The sequence below is a fragment of the Siphonobacter sp. SORGH_AS_0500 genome, from assembly GCF_002838835.1.
Classification (GTDB): Bacteria; Bacteroidota; Bacteroidia; order Cytophagales; family Spirosomataceae; genus Siphonobacter.
Genome location: NZ_NHPP01000003.1, coordinates 353,376 through 367,530 on the forward strand (window position 1 = coordinate 353,376; position 14,155 = coordinate 367,530).

The window sequence follows — 14,155 nt, forward strand, 5'->3', positions numbered from 1 at the left end:
TGTCTTTAAAGATTCAATGAATCGGGTCGTATATCGATAGTGGGAGGTGCGAACAGATCTTCCAGTGAATCGTTTTCAAAATAATTAGTAGTATCACTCTGAATCGGAGCGTAATAAGACTGACAGGATTTGTATTCTTTCGAAATCGACAGATTCATTTCTTCCGCCGTTGGGAAAGGCTTCAGTGTGTAGGCTCCCGAGTTCAGCATTCGTAACATGAAGTCCTTATAAATCGGAAGTGCGGTTTGAGCTCCTTCGCCGCGTCGACCCTTGAAGTGAATACTTCGGTCATCACCTCCCACCCAGACTCCGGTCACCAGATCAGAGGTTACTCCCATGAACCAGCCGTCGGAATAATTGGAAGTAGTTCCGGTTTTTCCACCAAAGGAATCATATAACGTCTGGCGGGAAACGCCTTTAGGACTGAATTGCCAGAGGAGGCGAGAAGAGGTTCCTCCACCTGAAACGCCACCCTGAAGCATGTTTCGCAACAAGAAAGCTGATTCTGGACGAATGACCTGCGTCCGGTTTTTTACAGCCATATCCTTGAAATCGGCAATGATTTCACCATCACGACCTTCAATTCGAAGAATCAATTGAGGTTCAATGCGATAACCACCGTTAATAAAGGCTGAATAGGCTTCTACCATTTCATAAAGCGAAACGTCTTCCGATCCTAGTCCGACGGAAGGAACAGCCTGAATTCGGCTCTTGATGCCTAATTTATGAGCGTATTGAGAAACGGTGTCTGGGGTTACCAGATCCGTTACCTGAGCCGCTACGGAGTTGATGGAACGAGCCATTGCTTCGCGTAAGGTCATCTCACGGTAAGTGAAGTAACCTTCCGCATTTTGCGGAGACCAGCGTTTCTTCTCCCCGTTTTCTTCGTATTCTTTAGTGAAGGGCTGATCCCTCACGGTATAACAAGGGCTCAAGTCACGTGGGCCATCGATAGCGGCACAATACATAATGGGCTTAAACGTAGAACCCGGCTGACGCTTGGCCTGACGAACGTGATCGTACTTGAAATAATTATAGTCCAGTCCACCAACCCAGGCTTTGATGTAACCCGTTTGAGGGTCCATCGCCATCATACCGGCCTGAAGCATCCGCTTGTAATAACCCAGCGAATCCATGGAAGTAAACTCTTCCTGACGGCGGGTAATCTGAGGGTCACCTTCTTTGGCCTTATCATTCCAGGCAAACACACGAACGGGGTGTTTAACCTTGGTCAGGTAATAACGGATCGAATCCGGCTGTCCGGGGAAACGTTTCGCTAAAGCTTTATAGGCTTCGGTACGTTTCATGGCCGAATCCAGGAAGTTCGGAATCTCCTGACCGTTCTCGTAAATCCAGGGATTACGCGAGCCCAAGTGATTCTTAAATTCCCGTTGCGTCTGCCGCATATTTCCCACCAGAGCTTTAATGGCATCCGCCTGCATCCGGGAGTCGATGGTGGTATAAATCTTCAAACCATCGGTGTATAAATCAATACGCTCGTCATTGCTTTCCGCCCATTTGGCAACGGCTTCGGCAATGTATTTTTTGAAGTAACCTTCGTAACCAATGGCTTCTTCTTCCTGAAGAGCTTTCTCGCGATCAGTTCTCACGCCTAAATCCAGACGGGCGATGGAGTCGGCCTGGGGTTCCGTGAGGTAACCGTACTTAGCCATCTGGGCTAATACCACATTCCGGCGTTCTTTGGACCGCTCGGGATTGATGTAGGGATTATAGGTAGTAGTAGCTTTCTGTAAACCAACCAGAACGGCTCCTTCCTGTACGCTTAATTCCTGGGGCTGTTTCCCAAAATAAACCCGTGACGCGGTCCGAATACCGTAGGTGTTGGAACCAAAATCTACGGTATTGAAATACATCAGCAAAATTTCATCTTTTGAATATTGCCGCTCCAGCTTCAGGGCCGTTAGCCACTCTTTGGATTTAATCACAAAAAGCCCTACTACTGGAATAGAGCCTAGTAAGCCTTTACGGGCGATTCCCGTTTTCTTGCGGATTTTGAATAAGTTTTTGGCTACCTGCTGGGTAATGGTTGAGCCACCACCGCGTTGGTTGCCGGTAATGACTCCAAAAGCCACCCGACCCATCGCAGGCCAGTCAATGCCACCGTGTTCGTAAAAACGGGCATCCTCGGTAGCAATCAGAGCTTCAACCGTATGTTTGGGAAGTTCCTCAAAATTGCGGACGGGCGTCCGGTTTTCAGTGAAAAAACGACCCAGCGGTTTTCCGTCAGCCGTATAAATCTCGGAAGCTACAGCTAGGTTTGGGTTCGCCAATTCTTCTGTACTAGGCGTTTCCCCGGTGAGGTACAGAAAGTTCGTTTCCAGTACGAACCAGTAGGCTAGTAATAAAACGAATAGATTCAGGCCAAAGCCAACAATTCGGCCGGGCCAGGGGTGCTTCCGGCGAAAGGCCCGGTAAGGGGCTCGAATGCGATGAAACCAGAAGTCAGAAACATTGGTCTCAACTCGAGTATAAGAGGTACCGAAAATTCGTACTAATGCCATACGAATCAGGCTCCAGAGCTTCGAAAAAGCCCAGACAAAGGGGAAAGTAATGATCTTCCAGAGCGTCCTGAAAAAGCCGCGAATTTTTTCCATGTGTGCGTAAAATTCCTGCCTAGCGGGCGGATGAGGGCGAAGTTAACACTTCCCGTCAAAAAGTAAGCCCTTCCGATATTAACTCGAAAGGGCTTCTTTTATTTTATCCAATCTTTATTGCTGATTTTCTTAGGCTTCAGCGGAATTACAAAATTCATCAAAAACCATTTCCAGGTGTTGAGCAATAATCTCAGCAGGACGACCTTCGATGTGGTGACGCTCTACGAAATGCACCAGCTCACCGTCTTTAAATAACGCAATAGCTGGTGAGCTTGGAGGATAAGGCAGCGTAAACTCACGAACCTTAGCTGTGGCTTCCATATCCACCCCTGCAAATACAGTATACAGACGGTCGGGTTTAGCCTGAGAGTTATTCACTGCATATTTTACTCCGGGGCGAGCCGTGCGGGCTGAACAGCCACAAACAGAATTGATGAAGACCAGCGTCGTTCCTTCTTCCGCTTCAGCCATGGCCTTATTTACATCTTCAGCCGAGTGTAATTCCTGGAAACCACCTTCAGTGATGTCCATACGCATGGGAAGTACGAGTTCAGCAGGGTACATTGACATTGCTTTATTTTTTTAGTTTTAAATAGTATAGTTGTTGGTTGTTTGTTGATGGTTGTTGGAATTTTACGAACAACGAATACCCATCAACGAACAACTAACAAAATTACATGAATCCTAGTTCGAGTTTCGCTACGTCGGACATCATATCCTGCGAGTAAGGAGGATCGAAGGTTAATTCCACGGAAACATCCGAAACCCCTTCAATCTCGCGAACTTTCTGCTCGGCTTCTCCCGGAATTTCACCCGCAGATGGGCAGGCGGGGGAGGTGAGCGTCATCAGTACGTATACGTTATTAACGGGAAAAATCTTGATGTCGTAAATCAGACCCAGTTCGTAAATGTCCACCGGAATTTCGGGATCATAAACGGTCTTCAGAGCCGCAACCACCTTTTCCCGTAATTCTTCTTCATTCATCTTTTTCGTTTGCAGTTTAGAGTTTTCTGTTTTCAGTTACTCATTTTCAGTAAGTTTTAACTGAAAACTGCAAACCGAAAACTGAAAACTAATTTAGTTCTTCAATGCACTGAAAGCCAGTGCGTAGGTTTTCATTTGTTTTAGCATCGAAGCCAGACCGTTGGAACGGGTTTGGGCTAAGTGTTGCTGAAGACCCACACGCTCCATAAAGTACAGATCAGCATTGATGATTTCTTCGGGGGTATGCCTGGAAAGAACTTTCACCAGCATCGAAATCAGACCTTTCACAATAATAGCGTCGGAGTCTGCGGTAAAAACAACTTTGTCGCCGTTAAGTTCAGCGTGTAACCAAACCCGACTCTGACAACCTTTAATGATGTGATCTTCAGTTCTGAACTGCTCTTCAAACGGAGCCAGTTTTTTCCCTAAATCAATGATGTATTCGTATTTCCCTTCCCAATCATCAAATAACTCAAACTCTTCGATGATCTCGTCCTGGGTTTCGTTAATAGTCATATTTTGTTGTTGGTTGTTAGTTAATAGTTGTTTGTAAAATCCAGTAACAAACAACCATCAACCAATAACTGAATTAAACCATGAGCTTCTTTACGCGGTGTAAGCCCGCTACTAATTTGTTGGTTGTTAGTTAACAGTTGTTTGAAAAACCAATAACAAACAACTATCAACCAATAACTAAATTAAGCCATGAGCTTTTTCACCCGGTGTAAACCCGCTACTAATTTGTCAATTTCTTCAATGGTATTGTAAAAAGCGAACGAAGCCCGTGTGGTTCCCAGAATACAGAAACGATCCATGACTGGTTGGGTGCAGTGGTGACCCGTTCGAACGGCAATGCCTTGCTGATCCAGGATGATACCGATGTCCTGATGATGAATACCCTCCAGAACGAAGGACAATACCGAGATTTTTTCTTTCGCCTGACCAATAATCCGAACACCCTCTATTTGACTTACCTGCTCTGTTGCATAGGTCAGTAAATGATTTTCATAAGCCGAAATAGTAGATTTACCGATGGAATTAATGTATTCCAGAGCGGTTTTCAGAGCAACTACGTCGGCAATGTTCGGGGTACCGGCTTCGAACTTATAAGGAAGATCATTGAAAGTCGTTTTCTCGAACGTTACTTCTTTAATCATTTCCCCGCCACCCATGTATGGAGGCATGGCTTCGAGTAAAGCCCGCTTGCCGTATAATGCACCGATGCCCGTAGGGCCGTAGAGTTTGTGAGCCGAGAAAGCATAAAAATCGACATCCAGATCCTGGACGTCAATTTCAAGGTGGCTGCTGGCCTGGGCTCCGTCTACTAATACCACCGCACCGACGGCGTGAGCCTTGGCAATGATTTCCTTAACGGGGTTCACCGTGCCCAATGAATTGGAAGCATGGTTCACCGCAACGATCTTCGTGCGGTCGGAAAGCATGGTATCGAACGTTTCCATATCCAGTTCTCCATTTTCGAGAACGGGAATCGCCCGAACGGTTAACCCTTTTTCACCCGCCAGCATTTGCCAGGGAACGATGTTGGAATGGTGCTCCAGCCCGGAAATAATGATTTCGTCACCTGCTTTCAGAAAGTGACGACCATACGTTTGAGCCACGAGATTAATCCCCATGGTGGTGCCGGAGGTAAAAATAATTTCTTCTGCCGAAGGAGCGTTCAGAAAATCACGAACGGCCCGACGGGACGCTTCAAAATCAGCCGTAGCTTTTTCAGCCAGCGTATGAATACCGCGGTGAATATTGGCATTATAGCCCCGATAATAATTCATCAGAGCCTCAATCACCGCGACGGGCTTTTGGGTCGTAGCGGCGTTATCAAAGTAAACCAGTTTGCGGCCGTTTACTTCCTGATCCAGAATGGGAAAATCAGCCCGGATGCGTTCAATATCAAAACTAACTGCGGAGGTTGTAGTCATCATACTGGGAATTGGTTGCTGATGCGTTTGGGGTTAAAGGTTTCGTGTTTTGAGTTAATTTTCCCAAGACCTCAAAACCACAGCGGCGAACGCTATGAATCCCCTACACTTAATCAAGATTCTTTACTTTACAGTTGGTTTGGAGTTAAGAACGCTTGGTAATGGCTTATAAAATTAACCCCAAACTCTAAACTCCACTAACCTAACTCTACTAATCAAGATTGCTTGAAAAGAGTTTCGAAAGGTGAAGATATTACCTGTAAGAGTCTATCTTTTTACTAGAGTAACCTATTTTCTAAAAAAATGACCGAAACGATTGGTGATTGGGATAAATCCATCGTTTCGGTCACAAGACAAAGGAATCAGGTGATTAGACTTCGCCTACTTTTTTAGCAATAGCGGATTCCAGATATTCCCGGATGGCTGGGATTTTGATTTTCTCCACTACATCTTCTGCAAAAGCCAGCATTAATAAAGCACGACCTTTGTCTTTAGGAATACCTCTGGACTGTAAATAGAATAACGCTTCTTCGTCCATCTGACCCGTCGTCGTTCCGTGTGAACATTTCACGTCGTCGGCGTAGATTTCCAGCTGAGGCTTGGTATTCATGGTGGCATCTGGAGAAGCCAGCACGTTTTTACAGCTCTGGTAGGCGTTGGTTTTCTGGGCATCCTCGCGAACGAAGATCTTACCGTTGAAAACACCCGTCGATTTATCAAACATGATGCCTTTGTACAACTCGTTTGAGTAGGAGTTAGGCATTGCGTGATCTACCAGGGTATGGTTATCAATGTGTTGTTTGCCATTAGGCAGGTACAGGCCCGTCAGGTGAGCTTCTACGTACTCTCCACCCATAACCAGATTCAGGTTATTACGAACCCAGCCCCCGTTGAGGGTTACGGTTGTATCGTAACTCAACGCTTTATCATTGTGGTGAACCTGAGTGGTGCCAATGTGGAAGGCTTTTTCTGATTCGTCCTGAACCTTGTAGTGATCGTAATTGGCTTCTTTGCCTAAAAAGGCTTCCGTAACGGTGTTCGTGAATGAAGCAAATTCTCCCAATGTTCGGAACGATTCAGCTACTTTCAGCGAAGCTCGCTCTTCCACGATAATCAGGTTACGCAGTTGAACTGCTACATTTTCGGTACGGGCATCAGAAATGAACCGCAGAATGATCGGAGCTTCTACAACTTTGCCTTTGGTCACGTGAATAAAAGCACCGTACTGAGCAAAAGCCGTATTCAGAGCCGTAAAAGCATCATTTGAATCGTCGGCATATTTGGCAAAGTGCTCTTCAACTAACGCGGGATATTTTTTATATCCTTCGGCAAAGGTCAGAATCTCCACTTCGTCAGCGGGCGACACGATGGTCGAAAGCTGGGGCTGATACTGACCGTTGATAAAGTAAAGTATATTTCCTGCCAGATTCGGGATTTCGAGGGAAGTCAGATGGTCGTGCGAGATCTCAGCCGAAGGAGTAATATTAAACTCCTGACTAACGAGATTTTTGACGTTCGAATACTTCCACTCTTCATGTCTGATCGTCGGAAAACCTAACTGCTCGAAACGCGACAGGGCGAGCCGGCGTCGCTGATGAAGCGAGCTACGGCTTTCACCGTTGAGTCGGGTTTCGTTGAGCTGAAATTCGGCGATCAACTGGGCTTTAAAATCAATCGGAGTAGTCATTACTATCGTTGAATGTAAAATTGAGAATGTTGAATGGAGAGTTCTCTCCACGGTCCATTCTTCATAATCAATTAAACCAGAGCGTCGACTTCCGCCTTGATCCAGTCGTAACCTTTTTCTTCCAGTTCGAGAGCCAGTTCTTTCGTACCGGATTTCACGATACGGCCTTTGTAAAGAACGTGAACGAAGTCAGGGACGATGTAATCCAGCAGACGCTGGTAGTGAGTTACTACGATGAACGAGCGTTCGCCATCGCGGAGGGTATTAACGCCTTCTGCCACGATACGCAGGGCATCGATATCCAGACCAGAGTCCGTTTCGTCCAGAATGCCTAGCTTGGGTTCAAGCATTGCCATCTGGAATACTTCATTGCGTTTTTTCTCACCGCCGGAAAAGCCTTCGTTCAGGGAACGGCTCAATAAAGACTGATCAATATTAACCAGCTTCATTTTTTCCTTCATGCGTTTCAGGAAGCTTACCGCATCGAGTGGCTCTTGACCCTGATATTTTCGGATCTCGTTCAGAGCCGTTTTCAAAAAGTTGGTAGTCGATACACCGGGAATCTCTACTGGATACTGGAATGCCAGAAAAATACCTTCCGCGGCCCGTTCTTCAGGAGCCAGTTCGAGCAAATCCTTGCCTTCAAAAAGTACGCTACCGCCCGTTACGTCGTAGTCTTCACGACCCGCCAAAACAGAAGCCAGGGTACTCTTACCCGAGCCGTTTGGGCCCATAATCGCGTGAACTTCACCGGGTTTCACTTCCAGATTGATGCCTTTCAGAATCTGCTTTTCCCCAATGGATGCCTGAAGGTTCTCTATTTTAAGCATAGCTGCTTTGTGTCAAGTAAGTGGTTCTAAACTGCAAAGGTACAGGTTCTCAGTTAAAAGAACGCTGTTTGTGAAAGGATAACTTGCTTTTGAAAAGATTGGTTCTCCTAAAATCAGGAAGTTACTGGTGGATAAAGAGAAAAATAGGGGGGGATTAAATGAAGATTTTTAGGGGGTATTCCTACAATAGAAGTATAACACCTCCGAGGCTATCCAGCCCGGGGAAAGGGGAACCCATACCATGATCTATCTGATAACCTTGATTTATTTTGTTCTCATAACCTCCATTTGCAGGACCCGTATGCAATGCGGGCCACTGACAGTCTTCCTCTGGGCTATCCAGCCCGGGGCTATCCATAGTTTAACCCCGCTGGGGTTTTGAATAAAGAAAAACAACACAGGTTTCGCCAAGTAACCGTGTTGCTTCGCGTATGATCCATTCAGAAGGGTGGCAACCGTTACCCAAAATCCCCTCAGCAGGCGAATTTTGGCCTTTTAAGAATGATCATCCCGAAAACTTTTTTCTGGGTTTAAAAGCAATAGGCCCATTTTTGGCAATTTGAGCTGGAAATGAAATTTTTCACTTTGCAGAAAGCGTTTAACTTGCGGCCAACCATGTATAGGGAGTCAAAGACGGTATCAACGAAAACCTAATAAACCGACGAGCAAATCTTGTCCTTAATCACCGCCTGATTCCCGTCCAAAAATGTAGTGTATGCAATCCATTTCAGTTTCGAGTGAAGTAGGAACCTTAAAACGCCTGCTCATTCACAGTCCAGATTCAGGATTAGGGAAGGTAGTCCCTTCCAAGGCTCAGGACTGGCTATTCGAAGACATTGTGCATCTGGATACGATGCGAAAAGACGAGTACGACTATTACGTTAAAATTCTTCTATACTTTCTCGATCCTGAGAAAATCAAGGGCAAACTTGCCGCTATTGATGCTGACCCCAAGCGATCCTTTTATAAGCCCGATCATCCTGAATATTTCAATTCCAGCAGAGTCATTGAATTTCAGAAACTGCTGGCCGATATCCTGGATAATGATCAGGTGAAAACCAAACTCATCGCGGCGATTTGTGCCGTTGAACACGAATGGTACACCACGCAGAATGAGTTGAGTGAGCTGTCTTCCGTGGAACTGGCCAAAACGCTGATTTCGGGAACGACACCCGCAGGCGAAATGCTTTTTGCTCCCGTACCAAATTTTATTTTTACGCGGGACATTGGCATTACCATCAATGACCATTTTCTGCTGAATAAACCGGCCAAACAGGCCCGCACGCGGGAAGCCTTACTAGCTCAATACATCTTTTATACGCACCCGGTTTTCGCCGATCTTCGCGGGAAAATTATTGAGTTACCCGACAATGAACTGTACTTTTTGTTACCCGATAACGAAAAGAATTACAACAAAACCACGCTGGAAGGCGGCGACGTAATGATCGTTGCACCAAATCACCTGGTCATTGGCGTTTCGGAACGGACGACGGTTTTTGCGGCTCAGCAGGCCATTAAAATTCTGTTTGAGAAGCACGTAGTCGATAAGATTACCGTCGTGAAAATTCCCTTCAAGCGGGATTATATGCACCTCGATACGGTTTGTACGCAGGTAAAGAAAAACGTCTGGGTGGTGTTAGGGTCCTTACTCAAGCAAGGCCGCCACGGCGAAGATCAGATTGATCCCACCATGAGTGGGCTGATTCCGCCTAAGTTAGATGATGACGTAAAAATTGTTCAGTTCTTTAAAGGAGAAACGGCTACCCGCGAGTTGGCTAGTCTGGAAGAGTTACTCATTCAAATCAGCGTTGAAGATTTAGGCTGCTCGCCGGAGGAGGTAAGGTTTATCTATTCGGGTAATAACGAATTCCCTTACGGGGCCCGTGAGCAATGGACGGACTCCTGCAACCTGCTGGCCTTGAAAGAAGGCGTAGTGATTGGGTACGATCGTAACGATAAAACCCTTGAAGCGTTCCGTCAGCAGGGATTTCGTACCGTTCGGGCGGCTGATTTATTACAGGAATTTGAGCAGGGCATTACTTCACCCGACACGCTGACGGATACCTTTATTATGTTACCCAGTGCCGAATTATCCCGGGCCCGGGGTGGTTCGCACTGTATGTCAATGCCTTTATTGCGTAGCTAGCACTTATTTAATACCATGAGAACGCAGTCCACAAGTAACCTATTAATGATCCGGCCCGTACGGTTTGGATTTAACGAACAAACCGCGTCTTCCAACGCTTTTCAGGATGTTCACGCGGCGGATGAAACCAAAGAAATTGCCCAGCAGAAAGCTCTCGAAGAGTTTGACGAAATGGTGCGTTTATTACATGCCAAAGGCGTAAACGTGCTGGTCATTGAGGATACGGTTGAACCCTACACGCCCGACTCCATTTTTCCGAATAACTGGGTGAGTTTCCATTTCAACGGAACGGTGATTACCTATCCGATGCAGGCGGAGAACCGTCGGCTAGAGCGACGGGAGGATATTCTGAAACAGATTGAAGAGCATTTTTACATCAATCGCCGGGTAGATTTAACGGCTTTTGAGAGCGAAGGCAAGTTTTTGGAAGGTACCGGATCGATGGTTCTGGATCGGAAATACAAGATTGCTTATGCCTGCCTTTCTCCTCGCACGAACGAAGAAGTTTTGGATGCTTTTGCCTTGCAGATGAACTACGAAGTGGTAAAATTCCACGCTATAGATGAGCTGGGTCGCCCCATTTACCATACCAACGTATTGATGTGCATTGGTGACATGTTCGCGGTCATTTGTCTGGATGCGATTCCCGATCCTGACGAGAAGTTTATCGTACGGAGTTCACTGGAAACATCCGGTCGGCAGATTATTGAAATTACACTGGATCAGATGAAGCATTTTGCGGGTAATATGCTCCAGATTCGCAATACGAAAGGAGAGCAGATTTTGATGATGTCGACGAAGGCCTATGAAAGCCTGACGCCCCGACAGATTGATTCGCTTGACGACTACTGCCAGATTTTACACACGGACCTGAGCATCATCGAAAGCAACGGTGGCGGTTCGGCTCGTTGCATGATTGCGGAGATTCACCTGCCGGTTAAATATTAAGGTAGAGACGCGACTTCATCGCGTCTGGGTAGAGGCGGGTTTGGGTACTTTTAAACTAATATTATTCCCAGACAAGAAGCCATAAATGGACGTCTCTACGTTTGAAAAACACTCACTAGTGCGAGATTCCCATCTTGCACTAGTGATATAAAGGCGGTTTTGGTTACCTTTTTATTATCGCCATTTCCCGGCAAAGACGCCATAAATGGACGTCTCTACAAAAACGGGAATCGAGGTATGATCGATTCCCGTTTTTTATTACTGAACTGTGGTGAAGGTCATTTTTGGCAATTTCAGGGCCTTTTCAATAACCTTAATCTCCAGATCCAGAATGCCCGCTTCTGATTTCAGATCAATCTTTTCGGGATCGTCGGTAGGTTTGTGATAATCCTCGTGACCGCCCGTGTGAAAGAATAAAACTGGAATGCCTTTCGCATAAAAAGCCGCATTATCCGAGCCGCCATTTCCGGCCCGATCCGTGAAATATTTGATGGAAGCCTCCTGGCCTTCAAAGATTCCCGGCCAGGCGTCACTGGTGCCTACACCACCCACGCCTACACCTCGCTCGGGATTGTAGCGACCAATCATGTCCATGCAGATCATGAAATTGAGTTGATCGAGGGGTACCGTAGGGTTATTCAGGAAGTAACGCGAACCCTGCAAGCCAAGCTCTTCAGCACCAAAAGCAATGAACAGAAAGTTATATTCTTCTTTTACCCCATTTTTCGAGAAATAACGAGCCAGTTCCAGCAAACCCGCCACACCAGAAGCATTATCATCCGCTCCGTTATGAATTTTACCTTCGGGGTTAGGTTCCAGCGAGCTGCCTTGCCGACCCATGCCGAGGTGATCGTAATGAGCACCGATGACAATGGTATTGGCCGCCCGATTATTGATAAAACCAATGACGTTCTTGGCTTTACGCAAGCTATCCGTTACCACTACTTTCTTCACTCGAGCCGTAAAAGGTTGCCAATACCCCTCTGACCCCATGGGTAATAAGCCCAGTTTTCGAAACTCTTTGGTAATGTACTGAGCGGCTTTATCATTTTCCTTGCTACCCGTTCCACGGCCTTTCATCTGATCTGAGGCCAAGGTTTTAATATGGGTTGAGATACGATCCGTCGAGGGAAGATAATCTTGTCCGAAGAGTGGACTGGAGGCTAGCAAACCCAGCAGTGCAATCAGTTTTTTCACAGAACAGAAGTGTTAATAATGGATTTCAAAAGTAAGGCTGTCCTGGCGGTGACTCCTTCTTTTTTTCATTTTGAAAAAGAAAACCTTTCAAAACGGAAAGCCATTGGTTACTAAAGAAAAGAGTAATGAATTGACTAATAACGTTTTATAAAATTTACTGCGGGCTGGCTGTTGTTTGGTAAGAGTAGAGGCAAATCAAAGTTAATTACGATGGAAGATTTGCAACTGGATTTATGGCATCTGCTGAAAACGCATCTTCCCGATTTCGAGAATGACTCGTGTCACCTGAGTGCCTATCGACTTACTACTCAACTATTAAAACTCACCCGGCATTATGCCGATACGCACGATTTCATCGCCGTTCGGCATTGTTTTCTGGTGGCCAATGATCTTTTAACCGAAGGTTCCAGCTCTACTCAGAACGCCGTATGTTCAGTTTACGTATACGGTCTGGAGAATCTTCTGTATACCCAATCCAACTCCCGTGAGGTATTACTTCGGCTCATGCCTTACGCTTTACACGAAGAATACCGCCGTCAGATTACGCATTCATTACCTTAAAATTATGGAAGACCAACCGTTTATAATAGAGGAAGCCTCCACCAAACACCTCGTTTGGGCCGAACAAATTTGTGAAGCCATGCGGGAAAGTGCCGTCGCTCGGGGTACGGGCATTGGTGATCGTTCGCCGGAAGATATTCGTCAGAAAATGCAGCAGCATCAGGCCTTAATCGCCGTAGACTCGCAGGGGCGTTGGGCGGGATTTTGTTTCTGGGAAATGTACGAAGAAGGAAAATTTGTTTCCAATTCCGGCCTGATTGTAGCTCCACAATTTCGGGGTAAAAAATTGGCCGAGTTATTGAAAACCAAACTGTTTGGGTATTGTCGCTCGCTTTTTCCTGAAGCCCGAATCTTCGGGATTACGACCGGAACCGCCGTAATGAAAGTAAATACGAAACTGGGTTTTCAGCCTGTTGCGTTCGATGAGCTAACTCATGACCCCGCCTTCTGGAAGGGTTGTCAGATTTGTAAAAATTACGACATCCTGACTCGCACCCAGGGACGTTATTGTTTGTGTACGGGAATGATTTTCGATCCTGAAAAACAACGAGTCGGCTAAGCGTGAGCCAGTTTAACGATATCCCGAACCTCTAATACCCGAGCAGGATAGCCCTTCAAAACGGAATTAATCATGGCCTGACCTAATTCGGCCAGTGTGCTTACGGAGTCTGGGAAAAACTTCCGCATGGCGGGATAAAGCCAGTTGATGAACGTATAGAGGCCAAGCGTATTTTTGAGCCCTGGTGTGGGTTTCATAAAACCCGGACGAAAAGCGTAGGTATTCTTGAAGGGCAACTTCGCCAGATCGTTTTCGGTCTGGCGTTTGACTTTGGCCCACATCAGCGAGCGATCCGTACCCGCCCCCGAAACATACGTAAAGACCAGATGCGGTGATTGCTGCACCAGCGTTTCCGCAAAGTGCATCGTTAAGTCGTAGGTAATTCGTCGATATTCCGGTTCTTTCATGCCTAGCGACGACACGCCAAGGCAAAAAAAGCAGGCATCGTAACCGCTCAACTGTGGAGCGATGGGAGCAAGGTTAAAAAAATCTGGATGAACGATCTCCTGCATTTTCGGATGACTGATGCCCGAAGGTTTTCGGTTAATAATCAAAACCTTCGTGACAGCTGGGTGAAGCAGGCATTCATGCAAAACTCCTTCGCCCACCATTCCGGTAGCTCCTGTAATGATAACTTTCATGTGGAGTAAGTTTACAAATTCCTAAAGAAGAACTTCAGGAATTTAAGTG

Annotated in this window: 13 protein-coding genes; 4 read left to right on the plus strand and 9 right to left on the minus strand. The window is 46.2% G+C overall.

Translation table 11 applies throughout. The features are described from left to right. Window positions 1–5 precede the first annotated feature (5 nt). From BWI96_RS05250 to sufC, 7 genes are all read right to left on the minus strand, one after another. Entirely contained in the window at window positions 6–2,615 is a 2,610-nt protein-coding gene (locus BWI96_RS05250; RefSeq protein ID WP_106635631.1) for a penicillin-binding protein 1A, read from the minus strand. A 129-nt stretch (window positions 2,616–2,744) separates the two neighbouring features. After that, window positions 2,745–3,179 carry a BrxA/BrxB family bacilliredoxin gene (locus BWI96_RS05255; RefSeq protein ID WP_106635632.1) on the minus strand — a complete coding sequence of 145 codons (435 nt, stop codon included), beginning with the start codon at window positions 3,177–3,179 and terminating at the stop codon, window positions 2,745–2,747. Window positions 3,180–3,288: 109 nt separating this feature from the next. After that, the gene (locus BWI96_RS05260; RefSeq protein ID WP_106635633.1) at window positions 3,289–3,600 is read right to left on the minus strand and encodes an SUF system Fe-S cluster assembly protein; all 312 of its coding nucleotides are present in this window, start codon (window positions 3,598–3,600) and stop codon (window positions 3,289–3,291) included. A gap of 93 nt (window positions 3,601–3,693) precedes the next feature. Next, window positions 3,694–4,116: a SufE family protein gene (locus BWI96_RS05265; protein ID WP_106635634.1), complete on the minus strand. Its 423-nt coding sequence runs from the start codon at window positions 4,114–4,116 to the stop codon at window positions 3,694–3,696. Between the two features lie 182 nt (window positions 4,117–4,298). Then, a complete protein-coding gene (locus BWI96_RS05270) occupies window positions 4,299–5,537 on the minus strand; it encodes a SufS family cysteine desulfurase (RefSeq protein WP_369804071.1) in 1,239 nt (412 codons plus the stop codon). Window positions 5,538–5,907: 370 nt separating this feature from the next. Further along, on the minus strand, window positions 5,908–7,224 hold the full coding sequence (gene sufD / locus BWI96_RS05275) for a Fe-S cluster assembly protein SufD (RefSeq protein WP_106635636.1): 1,317 nt from the start codon (window positions 7,222–7,224) through the stop codon (window positions 5,908–5,910). A gap of 71 nt (window positions 7,225–7,295) precedes the next feature. Beyond that, window positions 7,296–8,054, minus strand: coding sequence for a Fe-S cluster assembly ATPase SufC (gene sufC / locus BWI96_RS05280; protein WP_106635637.1), 759 nt, complete (start codon window positions 8,052–8,054; stop codon window positions 7,296–7,298). Window positions 8,055–8,769: 715 nt separating this feature from the next. Between sufC and BWI96_RS05285 the strand changes: the two genes are divergently transcribed. Both BWI96_RS05285 and ctlX read left to right on the plus strand, forming a co-directional pair. Then, the gene (locus BWI96_RS05285) at window positions 8,770–10,200 is read left to right on the plus strand and encodes an arginine deiminase family protein (RefSeq protein WP_106635638.1); all 1,431 of its coding nucleotides are present in this window, start codon (window positions 8,770–8,772) and stop codon (window positions 10,198–10,200) included. 15 nt (window positions 10,201–10,215) lie between these two features. Further along, entirely contained in the window at window positions 10,216–11,148 is a 933-nt protein-coding gene (gene ctlX / locus BWI96_RS05290; RefSeq protein WP_106635639.1) for a citrulline utilization hydrolase CtlX, read from the plus strand. Between the two features lie 258 nt (window positions 11,149–11,406). Here ctlX and BWI96_RS05295 read toward each other — a convergent pair whose 3' ends face one another. Continuing rightward, on the minus strand, window positions 11,407–12,345 hold the full coding sequence (locus tag BWI96_RS05295) for a M20/M25/M40 family metallo-hydrolase (RefSeq protein ID WP_232793583.1): 939 nt from the start codon (window positions 12,343–12,345) through the stop codon (window positions 11,407–11,409). Window positions 12,346–12,555: 210 nt separating this feature from the next. Here BWI96_RS05295 and BWI96_RS05300 point away from each other — a divergent pair, with 210 nt between their 5' ends. Together BWI96_RS05300 and BWI96_RS05305 are read left to right on the plus strand one after the other, a co-directional pair. Then, window positions 12,556–12,906, plus strand: a complete 351-nt coding sequence (locus tag BWI96_RS05300; RefSeq protein ID WP_106635640.1) for a hypothetical protein — start codon at window positions 12,556–12,558, stop codon at window positions 12,904–12,906. Between the two features lie 4 nt (window positions 12,907–12,910). Next, window positions 12,911–13,465, plus strand: a complete 555-nt coding sequence (locus tag BWI96_RS05305) for a GNAT family N-acetyltransferase (protein WP_106635641.1) — start codon at window positions 12,911–12,913, stop codon at window positions 13,463–13,465. Here BWI96_RS05305 and BWI96_RS05310 read toward each other — a convergent pair. Beyond that, window positions 13,462–14,106, minus strand: a complete 645-nt coding sequence (locus tag BWI96_RS05310; protein ID WP_106635642.1) for an epimerase — start codon at window positions 14,104–14,106, stop codon at window positions 13,462–13,464. The genes BWI96_RS05305 and BWI96_RS05310 overlap by 4 nt on opposite strands. Between the last annotated feature and the right edge of the window lie 49 nt (window positions 14,107–14,155).